The sequence below is a fragment of the Photobacterium sp. ABD4_091 genome, assembly GCF_056160145.1.
On the sequence record NZ_JBSWWQ010000002.1, the window covers coordinates 635982 to 661703 of the forward strand.

Consider the following 25722-nt stretch of genomic DNA (forward strand, 5'->3'; position numbering starts at 1 on the left):
GTTGTGAATTTGGAAAAGATATTTAAACTTTCTGAGCGAAAGACGACTGTTTCGACAGAAATGTATGCAGGTTTCATTACCTTTTTGGCGATGAGCTACATCCTTGCTGTTAACCCTGCTATTTTGGGGGATATCCCCGGAATGGATAGGGGAGCGCTATTCACAGCAACAGCGATTGCTTCAGGCTTAGCTACCTTGGTGATGGGTATTTGGGGTAACTACCCAGTTATGCTTGCACCGGGTATGAGTATGAACGGCTTCTTTAAGGGCGTTCTACTGAGCGGTACTATTGCCTTAGTATGGCATGAAGCGCTATTGGGTATCTTCATTTCAGGTATCATTTACCTTCTGCTGAGCATGACTTCAATCCGTAAGAGCTTGATTGAGTCGATTCCAGAAGATCTAAAATTGGCTATCTCGGTATCTTTGGGCTTATTCATTGCGTTCCTTGGCCTAAAGAACGCCGGTATTATCGTATCAAACCCTATTATCCTGGTTAGCCTAGGCGACATCCGTGACCCTCAGGTGGCGATTGCCTATATCTCTATCTTCATCGCGCTGGCTTGTATGATCCGCAATATCAAACTGGCCACATTTTTTGCTTTCATTTCTGCGATTGTTCTAACGGTCGCTGCCGATTTTGTATTCGGCACCAGCAATGCACCGATCCCAGATTCAATTGTTTCGTTGCCACCGAGCATTGCACCAACTTTCGGGCAGATTTTTGATTTCTCAGGCTTCACACCTGAGAAAATGTTCGACCTACTATTTGTTGTGCTAATTTTCTTGATTGTCGACTTCTTCGACGGCTTGAGTACCATCGTTGGTGTAGGCCGCGATGCGGGTATCATCGATAAGGACGGCAAGGTGCCAAATGCGAAGTCTGCGCTGGTTGCAGATGCGGGTGGTACGGTTGTGGGTGCGGTTTTGGGTACAACATCTGTGACAGCATTCTCAGAGTCAGGTATTGCATCTTCACAAGGTGCGAAGACTGGCTTGAGTGCCGTAGTGGCAGCCGGCATGTTCTTCGCCTCGTTATTCTTCTACCCAATCTTTTCTATCTTCTCGGCGGCAATGGTTGCTCCAGCGATGGTTGTGGTCGGTATCTACATGATTGGCCGTATTGCCAAGATCCGCTGGGAAGTGATTGAAGTACGTATCGCTTCTTTCTTTACCATTATGTTCACGGTGCTGTCTTTCTCGCCAGCAAACGGTATGGCAATGGGTTTTGTAAGTTATGCGTTCTCAATGGTCGTTGCAGGTAAAGCAAAAGAAGTACACCCAGTGATTTACTCGCTAGCAGCCATGTTCTTAGGTTACTTGCTGTTTATCTAATTTTTTGCCAGGTAAAAAACAGATAATTGAAGCGGCCAAACGGCCGCTTCTTTCGTTTAGCCGCCATCAATGACTTAGCGGCAGCTAATGACTAGGCGATAAATAGTCTATTAGTTTGATAAGCCTAATTTTATATGAAATAAACATTAATCCCCTTTACCTAAACGTGCAGGATTCAGAGAGCTGTGAGTTATCTGGTGTCGGTGAGTTGCGCTTATTGATGCGTACAGGCTGACAAAGAAGGGAAAATAACGAAAGCAACATTTTCCTGCTAGAAGCAATAATGATTAGTTCACAAAATAATTCACCTGCTGGGTTATGCTTTTAGTGAGCATAAAACTAACATTTTTTGGTTAAAATTTGTGCTTTAACCGTTGATTTATAGCAAAACTTGACACTCTGGGGGTGGAAATGGTTTGATCTACTTCACGTTTGAATATTTACAGGGCTAACTATTTTGTGCCGAGGCGCGTCTGAGACATTATCTGGCCCATCAGTCTAATCTTACTGATAGGTCAGATAATGCTTCCGAAGTACTTCGGTATGCTTGTAGGAAAATACAATGAAAAAAGTTGATAGATACAGCATAGACAATACGGATTACACGGTAGGGCAGGATAACATTCAGAAATGGGGCTTTGATGTTCATAACCCTGTTTTCGGCACCAGTGCTGGTTTGATTGTTCTCTTCATCGTAGCCATTTTGGTAAGTGACCCAACATCATCAAAAGCGGCATTGGATGGCGTTAAAAACGGCATCATTAACAACTTCGATGCTTTGTTCCTTTGGTCTGGTAACATCTTCGTTATCTTTTGCCTAGGCCTTATTTTCTCTCCTTTTGGTAAAATCCGCATTGGTGGTCAGGATGCCGAAGCTGACTACTCTCGTATGTCATGGCTAGCTATGCTGTTCGCAGCAGGTATGGGTATTGGCCTGATGTTCTGGAGTGTGGCTGAGCCTGTGGCTTACTACACAGGTTGGTTTGGTACCCCATTGAATGTTGATCCAAATACGCCTGCAGCGGTAGAGCTGGCATTGGGTGCCACCATGTATCACTGGGGTCTACACCCTTGGGCTATCTACGGTGTTGTGGCGTTGTCACTCGCGTTCTTTGCCTACAACAAAGGTCTGCCACTCTCAATCCGCTCTATTTTCTACCCAATCCTTGGCGATCGTGTATGGGGCTGGCCGGGTCACATCATTGATATCTTTGCTGTGCTTGCAACCTTGTTTGGCCTTGCAACCTCACTTGGTTTGGGCGCTCAGCAGGCAGCAAGTGGTATTGAACACGTATTTGGGATCTCTGGCGGTATTGGTTTGCAAATCGCGGTTATTGCGATTGTGACGTTGCTCGCTGTTATTTCCGTTGCCCGTGGTATCGACGGTGGTGTTAAGCTGCTGAGTAACATCAACATGCTTGTTGCTTTGGCGCTACTAGTTTTCGTTGCCTTGGCTGGCTTCGCTATCTCAATGGGCACAGTACCAACAACCGTTGCGGGCTATGCGAAAAACTTCTTCGCACTGAGTAACCCACATGGTCGTGAAGACCAAACTTGGTTGCACGGTTGGACTATTTTCTACTGGGCTTGGTGGGTGTCTTGGTCTCCATTCGTCGGTATGTTCATCGCACGTGTATCGAAAGGTCGTACTATCCGTGAATTCATGGTTGCAGTACTGATTGTACCAACGCTAATCACAACGCTTTGGATGTCAGTATTTGGCGGCCAGGCAATTGATCAAGTGATTAATGGTATCGGCGTTCTGGGTGAAAACGGCCTGACTTCTGTGCCGCTTGCGATGTTTGAAATGTTTGAATCACTGCCACTGAGCACATTGCTATCTGTAACGGCAATCATCTTGGTAATGGTGTTCTTCATCACTTCATCTGACTCAGGCTCACTGGTTATCGATAACATCACTGCGGGCGGTAAGATTGATTCACCAATGCCACAGCGTATCTTCTGGGCCTTTATCGAAGGTGCAGTTGCTGCGGTTCTTCTTTACGTCGGTGGTACAGAAGCTATCGAGGCGCTGCAAGCCGGTGCAATATCGACGGCATTGCCATTCGTCTTTATCCTGCTGCTGATGTGTGTAAGCTTGCTGATGGGCTTTAGCACTGAAAAGTACAACAAGTAGCAGTCGCGAAGATAAAAAAACGCCGTCATAATGACGGCGTCAGACTGATGACAAAGGTCTGGCTTTTAAGCTAGGCCTTTGATCTAATAGAGATATCGAAATATGGATATCTCGACATGTTAAAAGAACCCTCACCCCAACAGTACGAACTCGAAATGGTCACAATGGAACAGCTGGTTCCGAAGCATCATCTCGTACGTAAAATCGACCAAGTTATAGATTTCGAATTTATTAGAGACGAAGTCGCTCACCTATATTGCCAAGACAATGGCCGGCCTCCTGTTGACCCCGTCCGCTTGTTTAAAATCATCCTGCTGGGCTACATCTTTGGCATCAAGAGCGAGCGTCAGCTAGTCAAAGAAATCGAGGTCAATGTGGCCTATCGGTGGTTCCTTCGCATGTCACTGACAGAGAAAGTTATCCATGCCTCGACGCTCAGCCAAAACCGCATCCGCCGCTTCAACGGGACGGATATTTTTGAACGCATCTTTACCAATATCGTACTCCAGGCCATGGATAAAGGGCTCGTCGCCGGGAATGAATTATTCACCGACAGCACCCACCTCAAAGCCAATGCTAACAAGAAGAAATTTACCAATGAACAGCAAGCTGTCCGCACCAGTGCCTACCTTGAGATGCTCAACGAAGATGTGGCCAAGGAGCGGGAAGCCGAAGGGAAAAAACCTTTAGCTGAGCGAAAATCAGAGCCTAAGCTCAAAAATACCAAAGTGAGCACGACTGATTCTGAAAGCGGCTTTATGACGCGGGATAACAAGCCGCAAGGGTTCTTTTACCTTGACCACCGCACCGTCGATGGCATGCATGGGATTATCGTCGATACCTATGCGACCGCAGGTAACGTCAATGACTCCCAGCCTTATATCAATCGGCTAGACTACACGCTCAACCAGTTCAACCTGAATCCTATAGCCGTAGGCCTTGATGCTGGATACTTCACGGCTCCTGTTGCTGAGAGCCTTGAACGAAGAGAAATCCTTGGCCTCTTTGGTTACCGTAGGCCGCCTCGCACCCAGAATGCTATCAAGAAGAAGCACTTTATCTATAACAAAGAAACAGACACTTACCTGTGCCCAAATGGCCAGGAACTTATCTATAAAACCACGTCAAGAGAAGGCTACAGAGAATACCACTCGGCCCCCAAGGAGTGTGAGCTCTGCTCGATGAGAAATGACTGCACCCAAAGCAAAACAATGAAGAAGGTGATAACCCGGCATATCTACGCGGAGGCTGTGGAACGAGCAAACAAAATACGGCTGACACCTTATGGTAAAAGGACCTATCGGCGAAGGGGAGAAACGGTAGAAAGAAGCTTCGCAGATGCGAAACAGCATCATGGTCACCGATATGCACGGTTCCGGGGGTTGAACAAGGTGCAGATGCAATGTTGGTTGGCCGCTGCTGCTCAAAATATCAAGAAGATGGCCTTGGTGCTGGGCTGCTTACAGAAAATAGGCCTTATAAACGCTCTAATTAGGTTAATACGAGTCAATATCAGGCGAGAAGAGCAAAGGAGCCTCCAACCGAGCTGGTAGGTAAAAAAATCGCGATCGCGGCCTACGGCCGCTCTCTAAAAAGAACCCCACTTAAAAAGTGGGGTTCGTCAGCAATCTGACGCCGTCATAATGACGGCGTTTTTTTTATGGGTGAAGCATTAGCGTTTTATAACCAAATTTCCGAGATTGGTGTATCCGGAGAGAAATGATAGGCAATCTGAGCCTGCAACAATTCCGCTGTGGCCAAGGCATCCGTCATGGCGTGGTGGGGAGGGTAATCCGGTAAACCATAGCGCTGGCGTGAACGAGCCAAACGAACAGAGCCCGGTCGGTTACCTTTAAGTCGGTTAATAAAGCCACCGTGATCTCGTTGCTGAATGGCCATTTCTATTGCCATGGTATCGACAACAGGGAAATGGATCCCTTCTTCTAAGCGGCTGAGCAATGCTTGATTCATGAACTCACGCTCGATCTTCTGATAGTGAACAACAACAATTTTTCCCGCGAGCGCATTCAATACACGCTCTAGGATTTTGAGTAAATCAGGGGCGTTTTCTACTTCAGAGTCGGTGATACCATGAATCACTACGGACTCTTCATTGAGAGGGCGGTGCGGGTTCACTGTCCACTGCGCTGACTCCCGGCATCGGATGCGCTGCAGTGTGAAGGGAACCAGGCCAATGCTGATGATTTCATCTTTCTTTGGGTCTAGCCCTGTCGTCTCAAAATCAAGTGCCACGAATGGCACCTCACTTAGGGGAGTATCACCACTTACCATCGGAGTGGAGTAGAAACTTTTTAGTCTCTCATCATTGGCTTTGTTGAGCAGCGTCTGAAAAAACGTTGGCCAATCCGGCGTACTGCGCGTATTCAGCAGTTGTCGATGAGATTTTGGTTTGTTAACTGTCATACTGCTTACTAACGACGGTTACCTTGGTAGCGGAATTTAATAAAGTTTTGTGCGTTACTCAGAATTTGGAATGCTGCTTTTAGGTTTCGGCGTTCAAAGTCTGACATGTTTTCCGGCTCGATACTGTTATCGGCTTCAATACCTGCTTCAATATCCAATGCTTGGTGACGAATACGTACCATGTAGATTAATTCCATGGCATCACGTAAATCTTGGCCTCGCCCTTTAGGCAAGATGCCGGCATCGATGACATCATCCAGACGTTCGAAGGAATTCTGCGAACGCGAGCCAACAGCCAGCGCATGGACACGGATCAAATCTGCCAGCGGGGCAGTACCACGGCGTTTAAGGTTGATTGAGTTATTGTGCCTGCCATCTTTTTCCATCACAAAGTCTTTGAAGAAGCCAAGTGGCGGGGTACGGCTAATCGCATTGCGTGCCAAACATGCCAGGAAGCGGTTATTTTTTCGGGCACGGCGTACTACAAAGCTATTGAGCTGCTCGGCCCATTTTTCACGACCGCATACGCCAGACAAATCAAAGAAAATAGAGCTGTTAAGCAGAGCCTGTGGCTTTGGATTATCAATCCATTCAGCGAAACATTGTTCCCATTGTGAACGGGTTTTACGCCATTCTGGGTTGGTTGCCATGATATCACCGGTACAATAGCTGTAACCACATGCCGCTAAGCCATCACAGACAAACTTAGCGAATTTCTCAAAGTACTCACCGTGAAGTTTTTCATCGTAGCTGTCGTCAAGGATCAATGCGTTGTCTTGATCAGTAACGATGAGCTGTTCATCCCTTGCCATTGAGCCCATTGCCATGAGACAGAATGGGATAGGGGCTGGCCCCAACTCTTCTTGTGCCAATTCAGCCAAACGCTGTTTGAAGCTGCGGCCAATAACTGACAATGCACTACCTATCATGTGGGCGTTGGCATCTTCGTTTACCATTCGGACAAAACAGTGCTTAACTTCTTCAGATACAACCTTCAGCTCTTCAACGGTTTGCTGCTGGAAAATGGTACTCACAAGCAAAAGGCTGTTTTGGGACTCGTAACGGACGATGTCGGTTAAACCAATAATACCGATTGGGTTTTTGTTTCTTAAAACCGGAAGGTGGTGCACATTGTAGCGAAGCATAGTGAGCATGGCTTCGAAGACATAGGCGTTGTAATCGAGCGAGATAAGCTCGGTGCTCATTACTTCTGACACTGGGGTCGATGTGTCTAACCCTTTGGCAATAACACGAGAGCACAGGTCGCGATCAGTAATGATACCAACCAGTGGATCATAATCGTCATCGTCACTGTCTTCGTTTGGCTCAACAATGAGCATCGCCGAGATATTCTCTTCTGCCATTGTCATCGCAGCGGTTTGAATGCTTTCATCGCGGCTGATGGTTACAGGGTCACGAGAAAGTAGGGTGCGTACCTTAGACGTAGTAAGATCGTTTTCTTCAGCTTGGGTGGAAACGACATTACGTAGCCTTGCACTATCTTCAAGCTCAACAAAATCAGCAAAGGAATCAAACTCATCGCATAGCTTGTTGAAAATATCTTCAGGGATACAGTAAACCAAGGTGTCTTCAATGGCACGGGCTGGCATCCTGACTTTATTATTCATCAGCAGGCCCATTTGGCCGAACAGGTCACCTTCATCAATCCTGTTGTATAGTTCACCCTTACGGCGATAGATCTCGACTGCACCGCTGCGGATCAGGTAAAGGTCATGAATCTCATCGCCAAAATTCAGGATCATTGAGTCAGCTCGGTAATAGGCAACTTCGATATTGAGGGCGATTTCTTTTATGGACTCTTCCGGGAGTGCCTTAAAAGGAGGGTACTGGCTGATAAAGTTGAGAATTTCCAGCTGTTCGGCTTCCATTGTTTGTTCCGTAATGCTTATGGAGAATGGCTAATAGTATACCTAATTCAGCAAAGATTGCTTGTGCTAGGGCGTGCTGGTTCTCACTATATTACTGAAAAACAAAGGCTAGATGACCAGCTGGGTATATAGTTTGTGCAGTAAGTGGTTCTGGTGTTTGCAGTCAAGCTTGTGCAGTATGCTTTTGATTTGGGATTTGGTGGTTTCCTTGGAGACGCCTCTGAACTGGGTAATTTCACTGCCATCGTACCCTTTAGACAATAGCTTGATCACTTGCCGCTCTGCAGGGGTTAATTCATCCGGAAGTTGTATGCTGCCATGGTGAAGCGGGGTTGTACCAAACTGGTCAATGAGTTTTTGGCTTGAAAGGTAGTACTGTGACCATGGAATAAGTTCATCCATAAATTGCTGCAATTGGATTTGGCAGTTAGGTGCAAAGGGGGTCGTGTAGCGATGAAACGTAAGTACTTGTACTTCGTGCTTGCTTATGTAGCTGTAACCGCTAATTGAATATTTGACAGACAAGGTTGGCAGCATGACGTCCCGGAACCATTCATTCTCTATCCGTTTGATAGGCAGCATGGACTGCAGAGGAACCATTTTTCCTTGAAAGTGATGGGTAGAGTAATGCTGGAGATAGGCATCGTTGTCTGAATGGCGATGGTAAAAATCGAGTAGAGTGCTTTCGATGCCATATTGGAAAGTATGACCTGGCCCAAACTTGGGGGAGGGACCAATGAATAACACGCCGACATCAGCACCAATAGCATGGCTTATTTCAGCTAACACGCTGTTGATATCAGAGGGAGACTGAGCGGCTTCGATCAACTTTCGTACCCATATATCAGCTAAAGCCATATCAAACCTAATCCGTTAAGTCTTATAATGATTTTTGACAATAACGAATTTAATTACAAAAAAAAGCGTGCATCTTGTGATCCTGGTAGGTATATACCTAAATTACTAGGGTATACGGGTGTGGCGAAATACAAAGAAAGGAAGATATGCATATTACATATTGTTCTTATGAAGAACACGCTGGCGAGATGCTAGACATCTTTAATGATGCCATTTTGAACACAACGGCATTATATGAGTACGAACCGCGGACCATTGGTGTTATGGAGCAGTGGTTTGAATCGAAAACACAAGGTGATTATCCCGTTATAGGTGCTTTTGATGAGAATGGCCGATTGATGGGTTTTGCATCGTTTGGCAAATTTAGGGAGCAGCCTGCTTTTCAATTTACCGTTGAGCACAGCATTTATGTTTCGGGCGACTTCCGTGGGAAGGGGGTCGCCATGGAGTTGATGAAAACCATCATTGTCCTCGCTTCACGCCAAGGTTATCGTTCATTAATTGGTGCAATAGACTTAGAGAATATTGCGAGTTTGCGTCTGCACCAAAAATTTGGCTTTGAAGAAGTCGGTGTGATTAAGAGTGCCGGTTATAAATTCGAACGATGGTTAGATTTGGCATTTTATCAGTTGGCTCTCGATCTCTGAGTTCTTCAAAGCATATATGTCAACATGATGTCAAAAGCGACCAAAAAATGATCACGCAACCATGATGTGGCATTAAAATACTGTATTTTATTACAGTAATCGCCCTGTAATACGATATACTGGTTATTTATCCAGTTAACGAGACAATGGCAGTTATCAACGAATACTACAATTAGAGTTGGTCTCATTATGACCAAAGTATAGATTGAGTAACTGTCATGTATATGTGATTACAGTGGCTAATTTCAACACACATCTTGGAACAGCCGCACTTACGAGTAGTTTGGCGGCGACAGCCCTGCTCTCAGCAGGGCATATTGTGCCGATCACTGCGTTATGGTTGATGCTTCTTGGCACAATAGGCGGTCTTTTACCGGACATTGACTCAGATAACTCGACGTCAATGAGTACGTTATTCCGGTTTTTTGGTGGCTTGATCACCTTTAGTTTTGTCGGTCATATCTATCAACTGGTGTCGATGCTAGAGCTTATCGTGTATAGCGGCTTCTGTTATTTGACAATCAGGTACAACTTCAAATCTTCACTTGAAAAAATAACAGTACATCGCGGTTGCTGCCACTCATTGGCTTTTATTGCTGTTGCAGGGCTCTTCACCGTGTGGCTTGTTTATCTATTGGGCTATAGCGATGTCACCGCCTGGTTATCCGGTTCTTTTCTGTTTTTTGGTGGGGTTGTACATTTATTGCTCGACGAATTATACAGTGTGGACTTAGCCAACCGCCGTCTAAAGCTATCCTTTGGCTCTGCATTTAAGTTTTTCTCACCGAAAAACCCTTTTATTAGCGCTTTTCAGTGCCTATTGATAGCAATGTTATATCTCCATGGACCATCAATTGATAATACATGGAAGCATGTGACCAATTGGAGCGAGTTCCGATTTAAACCTGAGTGGTTAAATCGTGATGAAGTGATGCTGTTCTTTGATGAAGTGATCACCTCAACACGGGAAGCGATGAGCCAAAGCTCAAAAGAAGGCTAGTGATAAAAGCGGTGCTATTACGCCGCTTTTTTTAATCTCTAAAAGGCGGTTATTTGACGATATCCGTCATAAAATTAACGGTGCAAGCGTATTGATAAAAATCAAAAACAGAGTGCTAATTCATGGTAAAGTTGCATTCTCATTACGTTTTAGTTTTTATTTTTTCTCATGCTCATAAATATTAATAATATATCTATCAGGAAGCAGGTGCTTGTTCCGGTCTTGCTAATATGCGTAATTATGGCCGTTGCTTTTGCCGTAGTAACAAAGGAATCACGTTCACAGCGAGCACAGACAAGCGAAACAACTTTTTCAGCTTTGCAGCAAAAAACCATGTCTCAACAAATACTTGAGAATAGTTTCGCCGCTCGAGTTAGTGCTATTTATGCCCTGTATGATCCTTCGGCATTTAATAACTTAGATAGTGCAGTTAAGCAAGGCTTCGATGCAAACAGAGTATTGCTCGATACGCTTTCCCAAACATCCTCTCTCGCTCAAAATGTCAACGCAGTTAAAGCAAAAATGGCAAGTTATGAGCGCTTTTTAAATAGTGATCTAAAGCCTTTTGTTGCTCGCAAAAATAGCATTGGCGTTACGATGCAAGAATCAGAAATGCTGGCAACGAATTTCAGAGTGGTAGGAAGCGAGTTAATTCAATCGATAGATGATTTAACCATTGCCATTGATCAGTATGTTGAACACGAAATTGAAGAAGTAGAAGCGGAATACCGCCAAATGATGCAGAGTGTCATGTTAATTATGGCGGTGATGGTCATCAGTGGTTTAGTTATTGCGTGGCTCGTTTCTGGTCGGATGGTAAAACCGATCCTCGAAGTACGTGAAGTGTTGAAGCAGTTGTCCCTTGGCAATTTGACTGGTCGTGTACATGTTTCGGGTTCCAATGAAATCGGTGAGCTTAGCCGCGACTTGAATAACACGCTGGAAAAGATGCAAGACACCATCGCTCACTTAAACCGTATTAGTGAAGAAGTTGCCGCTGCGTCCACTGAACTTGCTGAGGTGATGAACAGTTCTCAGGCCAATGCCCAACAAGAGATGGCCGAGATTGAACAGGTTGCCTCAGCGGTTAATGAACTATCGAGTACTGCTGACAATGTGAGTAGCAATGCTCAGGATGCTGATACCTGTGCGAAGCAAAGCCAGAGAATGGTTGATGAAGGTCGAAACGTCTTTACCCAAAGCGAGCAATCTAACCAAATTACCTCACAGAAGATGTCTGAAGCGGCCAATGTTGTGATGCACCTTCGTGAGCAGTCGGATCAAGTTAGCAAGGTTATCGAAGTTATCCAGGCCATTTCCGAGCAGACAAACTTACTGGCGCTCAATGCTGCCATTGAAGCGGCACGAGCAGGTGAGTCTGGTCGAGGCTTTGCCGTTGTTGCTGACGAAGTACGAATGCTTGCAGCACGCACCCAAGAGTCGACGCAAGAGATCCAGGCGATCATTGAAGATCTGCAGCGCCAGTCTGCGAGTGCTAACGATGGAATGCAGCAGTCACTGCAAATGCTGAAAGAGTCCGAAGAACTAACCGGGCTAGCCAATGAAGTATTTGAAGGCATTACAGATGCGATTACCTCGATTGGTGATATGAATACCGAGGTAGCAACAGCGGCTGAGCAACAGTCAATGGTGACGCAAGATATCAATAAGAATGTGGTGAATATGTCTGAGCTGGTTAATCAAAACGTGGTTGGTATTAGCCAGAGTGCCAGTGCCAGTGAAGAGCTATCGCAACTGGCAGAACAGCAGCGCAAGCAGTTGGCATTTTTCCGCTATTAATTTCTGAGTGTCATTTCTAATTAAAAAAAGAAGCTTTGGCCTGTCTCTTATACACAAGTCCCCCGCCTCATGGCGGGGGCTTTTTTTGAACTCTTTTTCTTTATTGCGATCCGATCTTACACAATATGAGTAAAGGTCATCATCATGATAGGGAATTCTACTTTAGAATGGGCTCAACAAACCTTTTCGCATGCCAAGCTTGGCGACTCTAGACGTACACAACGACTAGTCCAATTAGCCAGTGATATGGCATCTAATGTTGGAGTGTCTATTGTGCAAGCCTGCCCTAATCCCGCCTCTATTGAAGGGGCATATCGCCTCATCCGTAACCCTGATGTTGAAGCCAATGCGATAGCTGAAGCCGGTTTTGTGGCAACAACTAACGAGGCTGAAGCGCATGACTTATTACTTGCCCTTGAAGACTCCACCGCTCTAACCTACACGCATAAAAGCCTCTCCGATGAACTTGGTCACGTGAACTCGGGAAATCGAACCCGGGGGATGCTAGCTCACTCTGTTCTGTTGTTTGCACCACGCGAGCAAAAGGTTGTGGGGCTAATCGAACAACAGCGGTGGACGAGGGATATTGCGACTCGAGGCCGGGGACATAAGTTCGCCAAGCGACCGTATGAAGAGAAGGAGACCTTCAAGTGGCAACAGGCATCAACCGCAATGTCTGAACGTTTAGGTCAACTCCAAGCCCGAGTCATTTCAGTGTGTGATAGGGAGTCAGACATCTACGAATACTTACATTACAAGCTGACCAACCAGCAGCGTTTTGTTGTGCGCTCGACCTATAGTCGCTGCATTGAGGAAAGTGGTTATAAGCTCCATGATTATGCAAAGGAGTTATCCCCATCGGGACAACGAACTGTCCATATTGCTCAACGGGGTGGTCGCAAAGCGCGTAAAGCAACATTAGATGTATGCTTTGCTCCTATTACGATTAAGGTTCCAGCCAATAAGTGTGGCAAGTCACTTTCTCTGTATTATGTTGGTTGTAAAGAGCGAGGTGACAACAACGAAAAATTGGAGTGGCACTTACTGACTTCAGAGCCAGTGACAACGTTAGCGAAAGCCCAGGAGATAATCAGTTACTACGAACAGCGCTGGTTGGTTGAAGAGTTCCACAAGGCGTGGAAAAGTGATGGAACCGATGTCGAAGCACTGCAACTTCAATCAAAGGACAACCTGGAGAGAGTTGCCGTCATTCAAGCGTTTATCGCTATCCGCTTGTTACAACTTAGAGCAGAAAGCCGCGGACAAGAAACCAGTAGCTGTGAGTCTGTTCTACCCGGAATATGCTGGAAATTATTATGGGTCAAACAAGAAAATAAGCCCTTACCAACAACAGCTCCAGATCTGAAATGGGCTCGAGTTACATTAGCAAGGCTAGGCGGATGGTATGACAGTAAGCGAACAGGGCGGCCCGGTTGGGCCGCCCTATGGCGAGGCTGGTATAAATTAGCAGCAATTCAAGAAGGATACCTTATAGCCCAATCCTTTACCTCTGATGAGATGTGATCAAGAGACAGGCTTTGGCTTCCTTTTTTGTACCTGCTTTTTATTGAGCCATATCAAACCATTCGGTTATTTACTGCTCTTGTTGGCTTTTCTCCCCCGTGTGGGTGATGCGAGCAAAAAATATCCTGCATATAACCTCAGTAATAGCTCTTAAATGCCCCAAATAAAGAGAACGACTTGAGCTGTATTGTGTAGAGGATAGACAAGGAAGCATGTATGAAACGGCACCCCATAGCTGTCGCAGTAGGGATAGGCACCTTATTGACGGTAGCGGCTTGTAATGACGATAACAATTCCAATGTCGAGCAGCCAATTCCTGAGCCTACAACATCCATGAGTGTTAAAGCGATAGACGGATATCTCCATAATACGTTTGTTTGGTTGGATTTAGATAAAGACTATCAGTTTGATCAAGGCACTGAGCCTAGTGGTCGAAGTGAAAATGGCACCGCGACGTTGGATGTCAGTGGCGTTGAAAACCCGCAGTTGTATCCGGTGGTGGTAAAGGCGATCGAGAAGGAAACGATCGACCTTGATAACCCTGATGTGACAGTTTCGAAGAGCTTTGTGATGTCAGCACCAAGTGGCGCTACTGTGGTATCGCCGCTGACGACGATGGTTGACTTTAAGATGCGCCAAGAGGGGCTTTCACACGATGAAGCGAAGGCGAATGTGGCGCAAATGTTTGGTGTTGAGCCTGAGCTGTTAGACAGAGATTATGAAGACACAGAGACAGTTGGTGCTAGTGTTGCAGTCAAGCTGGTCAAACAATCGGCTAAATCCATTGTGACTGCTGGCGTGCTGCCTGAATCTGAAGAAGAGCTGGATGAAAATAACATTGATGCCAATGTCGCCGAAGTGATAGAGGAGGGTAACCAGGTTGGTGATGCTTTGATAACCGACCGTGGCGATGAACTCCCTGAAGATTATGATTTTGACCGTGTGGTTAGTGAAGAGAATAAAACCGTCGAGGCAGATACAGACAGTGACGGTGTCACTGATTCAGAAGATGACTTCCCGAAAAACAGTGCAGAATGGAAAGATACAGACGGCGATGGTTATGGGGACAACAAAGCCGATAAGTTCCCTGATGATAAAGATGAGTGGGAAGATAAAGACGGTGATGGATACGGCGATAATCTCGCTGATAAATTCCCTGATGACAAAACCGAGTGGGCTGACTTTGACCTAGATGAAATTGGGGATAACAGTGATCCCGATGATGATAATGACGACGTTGACGACAATCTAGATGCTTTTCCTTTTGATAAAAGTGAATGGCTAGATACTGATGGCGATAAAATAGGGAATAATGCTGACCCTGATGATGACGGTGATGATGTTAATGATGAAGACGATGCTTTCCCGCTGGATGGCACTGAATGGCTAGACAGCGATTCAGATAAAGTTGGCGACAACAGTGATGTTTACCCCAATGATCCAGAAAAATCTATGGAAGATGTCGTCAAACACTATGTCTATACCTCACCAATGTTCATCGATATTTTGATAGATGTGAAAAGCTTGGATGTTATTCACGAAATAACCGTCGAAACGTTGAATAATACTGATATTCGCAAGACGGAAACAGTAACCTATACCGATGCTGACTCAGGCACTTTGTTCGGCGAATGGGAGAGTCATGCGACTTATAAAGAAGATGGTAATTTCGAGCGCCATAGCTTCGGCTATTACGATTACAACCTAGACGGTAATATCCAATATGAAAGCCAATGGCTTGATATTGGGACATACACAGAAAACCAGGAGAGCTTCTGGCGCTATATAGATGAATCAGATGCGGCACCAGAGGGTGGCAGCAACGGTAGTGGCCGTGAATTTGATGATATTGATTTAGCCGCTAAAGTTGCTCTTGGGAGTATCGACGGTATCGATGCCGTGCAATACCTCAAGGTGTCCCGTGTTAGCCAACAAGATGCCGTTACTACGACAACAACGCTAGAACAGTATGAGCTTTCAAATTGGGTGTTTGGCGATAAAGATGGCGAGCTGAACTACAGTGCACAAGCAACCTCTACCGCTAGCAAAGGGGTAGTGGTCGATTATCAAGATACCCGTGACTGGCAAGCAAATGGGGTTATCAATACCTTAATTGGCTTCTCGGTGCTCAATGAACAGCAATATACCTTCAGCCATTTCCGTCCAATATGGGCCGCTCCGGAACAGCCGTATTTTGAAGAGTATGCCCAATATAGCTTTGTACCCAACAAAGCCGATGTGCTAGGAAACTATTGGTATGAAGTCACGACGGAATACGATCTTAGCGCTAAGTCTCAGGTTGTAACAGGTTATCGTTACCTATTATCAGGCAGTGAAGGAAAACTGACAGACGAAGCCAATCCTTATGGTGTGATGTTTAACTCCTTCAATTTGAAACAAACAGCGGTAACTGAATCAGAATATAGGGAGTCCGTTAGCTGGAATCACACGCCTGTCTCTGATGAGTATTTTGATTCCTCTGAGAGTAACTTTACTGTCCAGCAGGCTGATATCGGCCAAGACTACAAAGTATTTATCAAAGGCGACAATGGCTTGTGGGTAGGTCATCGTTTTGCTGAATGGGGAAGCAAGGAAGTTAACGACTTAGGCGGTAAAGTAGAAGCCTTGCGTAGCGGTGGTTACGGGTTCGAAGAAATAGACGAAGCACTTCTTCCCGGGCTAAGTAATTACAATGGTATGTTGTTGGGGCAATCATTCCAATATGATGCGTCAGGCGCACCAAGGCACTGATATGTTGTGTCGAATAATGATCTATTGACGCCAAATCCAGATGGGGAATATCAGCTTGGCTCACTGCAGTTGGTTCATGATGGTATTAAACCCAATTGGCGAGTAGATGATACGCAAAGCGGTACGCTGGTGATTTCTGTTCCTCATATAGATAATCCGTGGAATTGGTTCGATGCGTATCGGCGAGTAATGGTAAATGCTGATGAAATCGATTTGGCTTCAGGGGCATGGAAAAGCTGGTTGGGCGAGTTTTATCTATCCCAAGACGAAGCGGAAGTCGCGATTACCCAACACGGTAGGATCTGTAATCTAGGCAATACCGAGTGGGATGCTGGTGGTCCAATAGGCGAGCCGCAATATGGTGATTATGCAGATATTCTTGATCAGTGTGTCTATGTGCAAACGACTGAGAGAGACATAGCGGGTCAGTCATACTACTTGTTTAACGGCCAAGAGTTGCAGCAATGGCACTTTAAGGATCAAGAAAAAGGCCAGGTTGTGTTTAGCGACGATACTTCAGCAGACTTCACTTGGCGGGTAAATAGTGATGGTGTTATTGAGATCACCTATGGCCCGGGGATTGTTGATTACTTTGCGATTACAGGCAGTGATGATCAATATGTTGGGTTGAAAATATATAGCCAGTGGGACGAAGGTGGCGAGTCCCGGTACAACATATGGGCGGCAAGGGTAACGACGTATCCACCAATGATAACCAGCTGTCCGGTCGACCAGCAGGGTGCCAGTCTGGAAGATTTCTATCAGGCTATAGAAACCTGCGGTGGATACAATGTCATCGAGGATGACTTCAATAACACGCTAGCTGGCATGACCTATGTGCGAGTGCGAAGTGATGGCGATACACGCGCTTATCAGTTCCATGAAAACGGTTTATTTAACCGGATACGCGCAGGTGATTGGCGTTCAGAAGAAGGGACATATTGGGAAATCACTACTGAGGGCTTCCTGAAGATGGTATCTGATACCGGCAACCCAAATGAGTACATGCTATTGGCTCATCAGCAATTCTACGATAACCAAAGTAGCTTTGTTGTGTATGAGCAATATCTAGAAGACGGTATTCTTCAAGCTGATATTTGGAGCTTTGTCTTCCGGGAATATGAGCAAGGTATAGCACTTCCAATTTGTGAAAATGGCGATACCCCTTGGAACGATGAGGCCGAGCAACCAGCTAGCTATGCGAGTGAACAGGAATATCAGGATGCGGTGCAGCAATGTTTGGTATGGACTGACAACCGAATGTTGAAATTCACCGAAGATATGTTGATTGGGAAAGAGGGCAATGAGCAGACTATCTGGCGGATTACATCTGATGACGATGGGGAAATGATCCGCTTTAGCCCAGACCATACTGGTGCATTCATTGACCCGGTAGATGGTGATTTCCCATTTAATTGGCAATTGGTCGATGGGCAGGTTCGTATTACCATTACCTATCAGGATTATATTGGCTCGTCTGAGATACTAGCGATCACTGAATCTGATGGTATTCAGTTTGCTATCAAGTCTTTCTGGATTGATACCTCTGGTGAGTGGAATAACCCACCACCAGCAGAAGGTGAAGGGGAGGTTTGGGGATATACTGTAGAGTTGGAAAGTAAACAATAATAACAATGGGAGCCAATTGGCTCCCATCTTTTTTCATTCAGTATTATATCCGGTGATATTTTAAGCGGTGACTTCTTTTGGAGAAGGCTTGAAGATATTTATCACGGCTTTTACCGTGTAATAACCGCACAGAGTAGTAAATGAAATAGCACTGACGGACTCACCAAAATTAATTGATGCTCCGACGAAATTGAACAATTGTCCACCATAGTTGATGACGTGATCTAAAGCCCACTCATAGACAAGAAATAGCTTGGTGAGGGTAATAAAGACTAAGTAAGCTTTACCGTAAGGTGTAGTTAGAAAATATTTAATTTTATTCCAAATACTTTTCACTTTACTTTTAACCTCGTTGTTTATTGGATGAGGAGAAGTGTAGAAAATACCAGCAAATAGAGTTTATCAATTCGCGCCATTACTGAGTGAAATGTGATGGATAGTAAAGAGTTAATGGGTTTTTATTTTTTAAGGTTATGATTTTATTTGTCTTTTTTGTTTTCGGCGATAATCTGTTTTTCGTAAGAAACAACCTGATCCTTGCCGTGGCGTTTAGCATAAGTAAGAGCCTGATCGGCCTGGTGTAGCACTGTGGCTGGTGGTGACGAATCATTCAGCTGAGTTTTCACACCTATGCTGATGGTAAAGTTAATTATTCCCTCAGGGATAGTGATATCTAGTTTGCTGACCCGCCAGCGCAAACGTTCTGCTAATAGCAATGCGAACTGATGAGAGGTATGTGGCAGTAAGATAATGAACTCTTCGCCTCCCCATCGGCCAATAAAGTCCGACTGACGAATACTAGACTTACAGCACTGAGAAAATTGCTGAATGACATTGTCACCTGCTTGGTGCCCATAAGCGTCATTGATGAGTTTGAAGTCATCGATGTCGATGTATAAACAGGATATTGGGTAGTTGTATTTCTGAGCCTTAGATAGTTCATTGCTTAGAATAGACTCAAACCGATTGCGGGTAGTTAATCCGGACAGTGAGTCAACAGAAGCTTGCTGCTCCAGCTGGTAAAAGTCGTTGTACTTTTCAGTGATATCGATAATCGCCAATTGTATCGCCATTTCACCTTTCCATTGCACAATAGATTCAGCAGCCAGTACATGGGCGACTTTGCCAGAAGGTTTAGTGACTTTGAAAGTTTGAACTCTAGGTCGAACCGAGCCTTCCATCAATCGGTGATAGTGTGCCAGGGCGAGCTCTGGATTGATGTCGACGATTAAACTCAGCAGGTTAGGCAGAGACATGTTGTCAGGCACTTCACCGACACCAATGATGTTGCAGAGGTTCTCATCGACATAGAGGATTTCGAACTCGTCATGGATCAGTATGCCGAAATCAGAGGCAAAGGTGTTATCAGGGTCAAGATGGATCTGAGGGAATTCAATCATCTAAGCTACTACAACCGTATACATCCGTGGTAAGACCTAAATGGGTCAATAATTTCTTTGATTAAAGCATCAATAAAGACAATATGTGACATCGATTCCAATATTTCAAGCTAAATTGCATTTAATAAGCAAGTTAATTCAGATAATCAGAGCTTTATCATCTTTTGTTTAGTGATAAATTGTGTAGGTGCGAAATTATGCTTTCTGGCGTGAATTGATAAGAATAGTTCGCTGTAAAACCTACAATGCTGGCATTGAAAGTTATTAACTAATTGTATGATTACAATGAGGTTGTAATGAGCCAGCAAAGTAAAGTTTCATCAGAACAAACAAAACAAGAATCACAAGACCAACAACAAGCAGTAAAAGACAGTGTGGAAAACACGAGTAGCACCGTTGATAGTAAAGAAAGCCCAAAAGCAGCCGATCCCCGCCGAGCTACCTCTATAGCTTTGCTGATCTGTGCGGCCTTATTTCTGTTCTATCTTGTGTCGGATAGGGTCATTCCTACGACAGACATGGCTCGTGTACGTGCCAATGTTGTACCTCTAGCTCCTTTAGTGAGTGGTCCTGTTACCAAGGTGCATGTTGAACCCAATGATGTTGTAGAGGCTGGTCAGCCACTGATTGAGTTAGACAGGACAGATTACGAAATTGCTTTAAAGCAGGCTGAAGAGAATTTAGAAAAAGCGGGTAAGCAAGTTGGGGTGCAAACGGCATCTGTTGAATCAGCTCAAGCACAGTTGAGTGATGCCATCGCTAACCAGCAGAACGTTCGCCGCCAAGCTAATCGTGTGTTTGCAATGGTCAAAAAAGGCATTGTCACCCAGGCTGATGCTGACAAAACTCATGCAGCTTTGGCACAAGCCAGCGCCCGAGTGGATCAAGCCAGAGCGGCTGTTGATCAGGCCAAGAAGCAGCTAGGTGCCATTGGGGAAGAAAATACCGAAATTAAAGCGGCGATCCTTGCGTTGCAAAAAGCGCAGCTTGATTTAGAGCGAACCATTATCCGTGCGCCTTCAAAAGGGGCGGTCACTAACTTCAAATTAGATGAAGGGGTGTTTGCCAATAAAGGACAACCGTTAATGACGTTTCTTTCGGGGGATGGTAGTTGGGTCGAAGCATATTACCGTGAGAACAGTTTGGGCAATGTTGAGCCGGGCAACAAAGTAGAAATTGCTTTGGATAATGTTCCTGGCGAGGTGTTTACCGGTGTAGTGACCAGCATTGATTACGGTGTCGATTGGGGGCAAACACATCAAACAGGGCAGCTTGCGACTGTTGCCAATCAGTCAGGCTGGCTGCGTCAAACACAGCGATTTCCTGTTATGATCAAGTTCGATGAAGCGATGCCATCCGGCAGTCTACGGGTTGGCGGACAGGCTGATATTATGCTGTATACCGAAGAAAGCTCTGTGATGAACGTGTTTGGTAAAGCCTGGATCCGCATTATTACTTGGTTCTCATATATTCGATAATAACATCATAACGTTGAGGTTTAAGAGATGGTCTCTGAGCGAAACTATCAAATTCTCCGGTATGTCATTGGTGTCATGTTGTCGCTGATTCTCGCATACAGCATCAATTGGACATTGGCCTATGTGATGCCGGTTTTTCTTGCAAAACTATTAGTTGATAAGCCAGTAGCAACCAGGCAGGTTATGACGGAGTTGGGGCTGTCTATGGTTGCAACTGTGCTGATAGCCTTAACCGTTACCAATGGGTTGGCACAATACCCAATCATTATGTTGTTGTTGGTTGGGGTCATGATGTTGTGGGCATATTACCTGTTCCAAGACCCCAACTGGAATTTCTTTGCCACTATGCTGATGGTGTCGGCTTTGCTGCTACCTTACTTGGGATTGATGCAGCCTTTCATCGCGTTGCAAGTGGGTAAGGCGTTAATGTTGGCTGGTGGCGGGGCGGTTGTTATTTATGGGTTGATGCACTGGGTTTTGCCACCCCAGCAGCAAGAACTCCCCAAACCAGTGACGAAAACGGCTCAGCAAACGCAGGCGGAGAATCAGCAGCGAATGCAGGAATCTTATAAAGCGTTATTGGTGAGTTTCCCTGTCATTGCGTTTTGTTATTTTAATCAGCTGACAGGGGCGATCCTGACCATGATTTTTGTCGGGATTTTGTCATTACAACTCACGGCACCAAAGAGTGTAAAACTCAGCATGTTTGTGCTGATGACCAATGTTATTGGTGGTGTTTTGGCAATCGTTGCCTATGAGCTGTTGGTGACTGTACCTTGGTTTCCTTTCTTGTTGGCAATGATGGCATTCTTAACCCTGAGTTTCGCGAGTAAGATCTTTAGCCAACCCGCTAAAGCACCATTATATGCTGGGGTATTCTCGGCGTTTCTGGTGATCTTCGGAGCGGTTGTTGCCAGTGACAGCAAACTTATTGATATGAATTTCTATACACGTATTTGGCAGTTGGTGTTGATGAGTGTCTATATGATTGGAGTGGCGAAACTGATCGAATGCTGGCAGGTCGGACGTGCTTTAAACCTGGCAGCAAATCAATCGGTCTCTCAACCGGTACCCATTGGCTAGCGGACAAATTGTTTTCGATAATCCTTGGGTGGAAAGCCGGTTAACTTTCTAAAAGCCCTCGAAAAATGAGCAATATCTGCGTAACCAAGCTCGATGGCGATGTCTGTAAGGGAATACTCTTTTTGTTCCATTAACCGACATGCTGTAGCTAGCATAATGTTATCTCTGATGTGTTTGAAGCTGGTATGTTCTTGCGCCAATCTGCGCTGTAGCGTTCGTGATGTAGTTCCTAAGATTTTCGCCGCTTCGGTAATGGTCATTGACTGTTTGCACAGATATGGTGACAGCGCGAGATATATAGACTCAATATAGGTAATTGACTTAGGGGAATTATCAAACGGGGCCGCATCATCGAAGTTGGCTGCAGAATGGTAAGGCAGGTTTAGAATCTGTTGATCTAGGGCGATGGCAGCGAGTTTTCTCTCACCGTAGTAAGTCGTTTCATTCGACTGCAAGATACTTGCTAGCTTCCCGGCTCCGTTAGATTGCATGGCAATACAAGAAGGTGACCATGTTGTCTTACTGGCGTAACGTATGAACTCGACAAGAAATAAAATGGCGAAAATCTCAGCCCATACGTAGCCGTCTGAGTCATCAACCTGCTTATATCGACACAGCCACGGGGTTCCGTTAAATATTTCTATGCTCACTTGTGTTGTCGGAGATTCATGCAGCACTGCTGTCAGCATTTGATCTAGTGCTTCTCCAATGGTTTTTGGGGAAACCAGATAATTGAGCATTCTAGGAATAAAATACTCACGAAGGGAAGTACAGAGGATATCTCCGTAAAACTCAGGTTCGGCTCGTTCGGCCATCATCCCCAATAAATTTCTGATTGGCGCTTCAGGAAGGTATTCATGTTTTTGGTGAAGAATATCTTCAGGGATACCCGCCGCGCTAAGTAGCGGGTAGATGTCTTTTTCGAAATGTTTGATCAACGCTATCAAGGTACTGGCATTAACCGTTTTGATAAGTGGAACCAGTTGACCCTGCTTCATACCCTTTCCTATAAAATACTTTGGCTTGTTGAAATTATAGAACGACAAACCTGACTGTTAGGTGATCATGGCTTGGATATTAACTTAAAAGATTTGAATTAAAAGAGTTAATTTCGTATTTAATGGGCGGCAGCATATCTTACATGGTGATTGTCCTTGGTGCCCCTCATTTTGGAGCAGCCTGGGCGGGTATTCAACATAGGTTTTGATGTGATTAATTATGGTGAATAACTTTCATTAAATCTAAAGATAGAAGGGCTGGATAATCCACGAGAGGACATAACCTTAATACAAAGTGATACAGAGTAGTACAATGTTGGTATTGAGTCATCCTGTATTGGTTTTTACCCTTAAAAAATACTGTTTTATTTTTGGTGTGTGATGACTTTAATACGCGATGCTTTTAGTACTTATAAAAATACTTACCGTAATAAACCTAAGTGTATAGCAAAATACATACTCCGGGGTGTGATTCATCACAAGCCATTGAAGGTTTTGAATGACAACTTCAGGCACGGGGAAAGAGTACAAGTTTTTCGCAACCAGCCTGAATTTGCGCTAAAGGCAATGAGGCCGTATCTAAGGACAAACCTTAGTCGTATACAAGCGGTACAAGTTGTTATCAATCACCATGATTGGATAGACACGAATATTAAAAAAGAAGCTAGAAATATTATTTATCAGAATGGCTTAACACTCCATACATTCAATGTTGATGAAGAAAATTTTTCGATAAAACTACTCTTTTTGGATAACTTTCGTCGAGAGGGTGAGCTTACGTTAGCATTGTGCGATAGCAGCGGAAACCGTCGCTATGTGATTACATTTACGGTACACGAAGGTAATGCCTACATTGGTGGTGTTCAAGGGAGTGTTGACAAGGACAATTTTAGTAAGCGATTTACCAAAACAGTTTATGGTATTCGCCCAAAAGCGTTTGTAGTGGAAGCATTGAGGGTTGTGTTGAACTATTTCAATATCAACAATTTGTATGCTGTAAAGAACTCAGCACATGTGTATTCAGATACACGTTATAACAAGAAGCTAAAGCTCAATTACGATCAACTTTGGCTTGAGCAAAGTGGTACTGACTTTAATGAATGGTATTATCAATTACCATTGTGCAGTGAGAGAAAAGAGATAGAGTCAATAAAAAGGCCGAAGCGGAAAATGTACAGGGACAGATATAGTTGGCTTGATAAGCTCAATAATGACTTGGTTGTAGAGCTAGATAACATTTCTATACACTGAGTTACCTGTCAAATAAACGCATTCCTTCGTTTTCTATGGCATAGGGCTTTAAGTTACGATTGACCAGTCGTAACTTAAAGTGATGTATTTTAATTAAATCATTTATAACGGAAGTGAATAAACCCCAGTTAATCATGGCTGCTCTGTATCTGTGGTTTTATCTGTTTTTAGGCTTGCTTCGAAAAGACGTTGTGCTTGCTCAAGCTCTGCCATTAAGAAATCGATATTTTCATTATTTCCCATTATGATGGCTTCATAAAGTTTGTTTCTACAATCGATAAGCTTATCCTTCGCTGTTCTTTCTCCAAAGAGATTGCGTAAGCTGTCCGCTTGATCCATAAATCAACCTCATATTACAAATAACTTAAGATCAGTACGACTGCGGATACCTGTAACGGTAAAATACAGCAATTAAAGTGCTTTTATGAAAACGATAGCATAATAATAAATATGTGCCAGCTGAATCATGTGACTGATGTCGCAGTTTTACTACTTTCGATACGTATTTGGAATGCGGGGTTGCTTTAAGTGTATTGTATGTTTCTTTGGTGTTAAATCGTGTTATTTAGGATGAGCAATGGATAAGCTTACTTTTGAAGCAAAAGTCGATTGGATAAAAGGGAAAGAGGAGCAATTTGTTAATAACAAATTCAGCAGGGTACATCTTTGGCAATTTGATGGCGGCTTGAGTATTCCTGCATCATCATCTCATCACATAGTTCCTGTTCCATTCTCCAAGCCAGATAATATTGACCCTGAACAAGCTTTCATTGCTGCAGTGTCAAGTTGCCATATGATGGCATTTCTCACTATAGCGTCTAAGCGTAAGTATGTAGTTGAAAGCTACAGTGACAAAGCAATTGGTATTCTAGAAAGCGATAAGTCGGGAAGACTATCAATAACAAAAGTGACGCTTATGCCTAATATTCGTTTCTCCGGCGAAAATGTACCATCAGAGGGAAATTTGAAGAAACTGCATAAAGTCGCTCATGATAATTGCTTTATTGCGAACTCTGTTAAGGCTGAGATCACAGTAGATATTTCCTAGGTGCAACTGTTTATAGTGGAAACTGTGGCTATATGGCGAACAGTGGAAGCTAAAAATGCCGCCTTGGCTGGTGGCGGCATTTTAACCACTCACGAATTAGTGAAGTGGTTTCTTTGGACCGTTACGAACAAGGTCTTTACCATTTTCATAAACATCGTCAGTCACCCAGCGACCCATCAGTAGTTGATGCTTATCATCAAGGACAGCGACAAAGTGGCGGCCATCCGCGTTGTTGGTTGCTAGAGCAATGCCTGCGACATTGGTTAGACCCAAACCACCGTTTTCAACTGAAAGAAGGAAGGCTTCAAGTTCATCCAACGTGGTGATAACGTCATTTTCATTGATCATAATATTTTTCTTTACTGAAAGTTTGTGGATGCATTTTACAGAGGATAGAGGAGAAATTGAAATGTGTCCGTTTTAGTTGCTCAAAATTGAATCGCTCTGCTTAAACAAGCCGAAATACTGCT

21 protein-coding genes are annotated in these 25722 nt (G+C 44.5%); 13 read left to right on the forward strand and 8 right to left on the reverse strand.

The window, feature by feature from the left end; genetic code table 11:
• The first annotated feature begins 3 nt into the window (after nucleotides 1-3).
• The 3 genes from ACXAGQ_RS17160 (at nucleotide 4) to ACXAGQ_RS17170 (ending at nucleotide 5025) form a co-directional block, all read left to right on the forward strand.
• Nucleotides 4-1335 (forward strand): NCS2 family permease, encoded by a 1332-nt coding sequence (locus tag ACXAGQ_RS17160; protein ID WP_475255453.1) that lies wholly within the window; start codon nucleotides 4-6, stop codon nucleotides 1333-1335.
• A 562-nt stretch (nucleotides 1336-1897) separates the two neighbouring features.
• Entirely contained in the window at nucleotides 1898-3472 is a 1575-nt protein-coding gene (locus tag ACXAGQ_RS17165) for a BCCT family transporter (RefSeq protein WP_475255454.1), read from the forward strand.
• A gap of 116 nt (nucleotides 3473-3588) precedes the next feature.
• A complete protein-coding gene (locus ACXAGQ_RS17170) occupies nucleotides 3589-5025 on the forward strand; it encodes an IS1182 family transposase (RefSeq protein ID WP_475251115.1) in 1437 nt (478 codons plus the stop codon).
• 127 nt (nucleotides 5026-5152) lie between these two features.
• On the opposite strand, the gene ACXAGQ_RS17175 is transcribed toward ACXAGQ_RS17170, so the two are convergent.
• The 3 genes from ACXAGQ_RS17175 to ACXAGQ_RS17185 form a co-directional block, all read right to left on the reverse strand.
• The gene (locus ACXAGQ_RS17175) at nucleotides 5153-5896 is read right to left on the reverse strand and encodes a 3'-5' exonuclease (RefSeq protein ID WP_475255455.1); all 744 of its coding nucleotides are present in this window, start codon (nucleotides 5894-5896) and stop codon (nucleotides 5153-5155) included.
• Between the two features lie 8 nt (nucleotides 5897-5904).
• A complete protein-coding gene (locus tag ACXAGQ_RS17180) occupies nucleotides 5905-7785 on the reverse strand; it encodes a DUF294 nucleotidyltransferase-like domain-containing protein (RefSeq protein WP_475255457.1) in 1881 nt (626 codons plus the stop codon).
• Between the two features lie 108 nt (nucleotides 7786-7893).
• Nucleotides 7894-8643 carry a helix-turn-helix transcriptional regulator gene (locus tag ACXAGQ_RS17185; RefSeq protein ID WP_475255458.1) on the reverse strand — a complete coding sequence of 250 codons (750 nt, stop codon included), beginning with the start codon at nucleotides 8641-8643 and terminating at the stop codon, nucleotides 7894-7896.
• Nucleotides 8644-8789: 146 nt separating this feature from the next.
• Between ACXAGQ_RS17185 and ACXAGQ_RS17190 the strand changes: the two genes are divergently transcribed.
• The 6 genes from ACXAGQ_RS17190 (at nucleotide 8790) to ACXAGQ_RS17215 (ending at nucleotide 17994) form a co-directional block, all read left to right on the forward strand.
• Nucleotides 8790-9290: an N-acetyltransferase family protein gene (locus ACXAGQ_RS17190; RefSeq protein ID WP_475255459.1), complete on the forward strand. Its 501-nt coding sequence runs from the start codon at nucleotides 8790-8792 to the stop codon at nucleotides 9288-9290.
• Between the two features lie 235 nt (nucleotides 9291-9525).
• The gene (locus ACXAGQ_RS17195) at nucleotides 9526-10290 is read left to right on the forward strand and encodes a metal-dependent hydrolase (RefSeq protein WP_475255460.1); all 765 of its coding nucleotides are present in this window, start codon (nucleotides 9526-9528) and stop codon (nucleotides 10288-10290) included.
• 333 nt (nucleotides 10291-10623) lie between these two features.
• Nucleotides 10624-12090, forward strand: coding sequence for a methyl-accepting chemotaxis protein (locus tag ACXAGQ_RS17200; RefSeq protein ID WP_475255461.1), 1467 nt, complete (start codon nucleotides 10624-10626; stop codon nucleotides 12088-12090).
• Between the two features lie 144 nt (nucleotides 12091-12234).
• On the forward strand, nucleotides 12235-13614 hold the full coding sequence (locus tag ACXAGQ_RS17205) for an IS4 family transposase (RefSeq protein ID WP_475251517.1): 1380 nt from the start codon (nucleotides 12235-12237) through the stop codon (nucleotides 13612-13614).
• A gap of 216 nt (nucleotides 13615-13830) precedes the next feature.
• A complete protein-coding gene (locus ACXAGQ_RS17210; protein WP_475255462.1) occupies nucleotides 13831-16365 on the forward strand; it encodes a hypothetical protein in 2535 nt (844 codons plus the stop codon).
• 6 nt (nucleotides 16366-16371) lie between these two features.
• Nucleotides 16372-17994, forward strand: a complete 1623-nt coding sequence (locus ACXAGQ_RS17215; RefSeq protein ID WP_475255463.1) for a hypothetical protein — start codon at nucleotides 16372-16374, stop codon at nucleotides 17992-17994.
• A gap of 60 nt (nucleotides 17995-18054) precedes the next feature.
• Here the strand turns inward: ACXAGQ_RS17215 and ACXAGQ_RS17220 are convergent, their stop codons facing one another.
• Both ACXAGQ_RS17220 and ACXAGQ_RS17225 read right to left on the reverse strand, forming a co-directional pair.
• Entirely contained in the window at nucleotides 18055-18330 is a 276-nt protein-coding gene (locus tag ACXAGQ_RS17220; protein ID WP_475255464.1) for a hypothetical protein, read from the reverse strand.
• Nucleotides 18331-18473: 143 nt separating this feature from the next.
• A complete protein-coding gene (locus tag ACXAGQ_RS17225; protein WP_475255466.1) occupies nucleotides 18474-19394 on the reverse strand; it encodes a GGDEF domain-containing protein in 921 nt (306 codons plus the stop codon).
• A gap of 296 nt (nucleotides 19395-19690) precedes the next feature.
• On the opposite strand from ACXAGQ_RS17225, the gene ACXAGQ_RS17230 reads away from it, so the two are divergent.
• Together ACXAGQ_RS17230 and ACXAGQ_RS17235 are read left to right on the forward strand one after the other, a co-directional pair.
• Entirely contained in the window at nucleotides 19691-20872 is a 1182-nt protein-coding gene (locus ACXAGQ_RS17230) for an HlyD family secretion protein (protein WP_475255467.1), read from the forward strand.
• Between the two features lie 27 nt (nucleotides 20873-20899).
• Entirely contained in the window at nucleotides 20900-21955 is a 1056-nt protein-coding gene (locus ACXAGQ_RS17235) for a DUF2955 domain-containing protein (protein ID WP_475255469.1), read from the forward strand.
• Here the strand turns inward: ACXAGQ_RS17235 and ACXAGQ_RS17240 are convergent.
• Nucleotides 21952-22953 (reverse strand): helix-turn-helix domain-containing protein, encoded by a 1002-nt coding sequence (locus ACXAGQ_RS17240; protein WP_475255470.1) that lies wholly within the window; start codon nucleotides 22951-22953, stop codon nucleotides 21952-21954. The two genes, ACXAGQ_RS17235 and ACXAGQ_RS17240, sit on opposite strands and share 4 nt — an antisense overlap.
• 381 nt (nucleotides 22954-23334) lie before the next feature.
• Between ACXAGQ_RS17240 and ACXAGQ_RS17245 the strand changes: the two genes are divergently transcribed.
• Nucleotides 23335-24204, forward strand: coding sequence for a VirK/YbjX family protein (locus ACXAGQ_RS17245; protein WP_475255471.1), 870 nt, complete (start codon nucleotides 23335-23337; stop codon nucleotides 24202-24204).
• Between the two features lie 132 nt (nucleotides 24205-24336).
• On the opposite strand, the gene ACXAGQ_RS17250 is transcribed toward ACXAGQ_RS17245, so the two are convergent.
• Nucleotides 24337-24543: a hypothetical protein gene (locus ACXAGQ_RS17250; protein ID WP_475255473.1), complete on the reverse strand. Its 207-nt coding sequence runs from the start codon at nucleotides 24541-24543 to the stop codon at nucleotides 24337-24339.
• Nucleotides 24544-24781: 238 nt separating this feature from the next.
• Here ACXAGQ_RS17250 and ACXAGQ_RS17255 point away from each other — a divergent pair, with 238 nt between their 5' ends.
• On the forward strand, nucleotides 24782-25252 hold the full coding sequence (locus ACXAGQ_RS17255; RefSeq protein WP_475255475.1) for an OsmC family protein: 471 nt from the start codon (nucleotides 24782-24784) through the stop codon (nucleotides 25250-25252).
• Nucleotides 25253-25348: 96 nt separating this feature from the next.
• On the opposite strand, the gene ACXAGQ_RS17260 is transcribed toward ACXAGQ_RS17255, so the two are convergent.
• On the reverse strand, nucleotides 25349-25600 hold the full coding sequence (locus tag ACXAGQ_RS17260) for a hypothetical protein (protein ID WP_475255476.1): 252 nt from the start codon (nucleotides 25598-25600) through the stop codon (nucleotides 25349-25351).
• Nucleotides 25601-25722 lie beyond the last annotated feature (122 nt).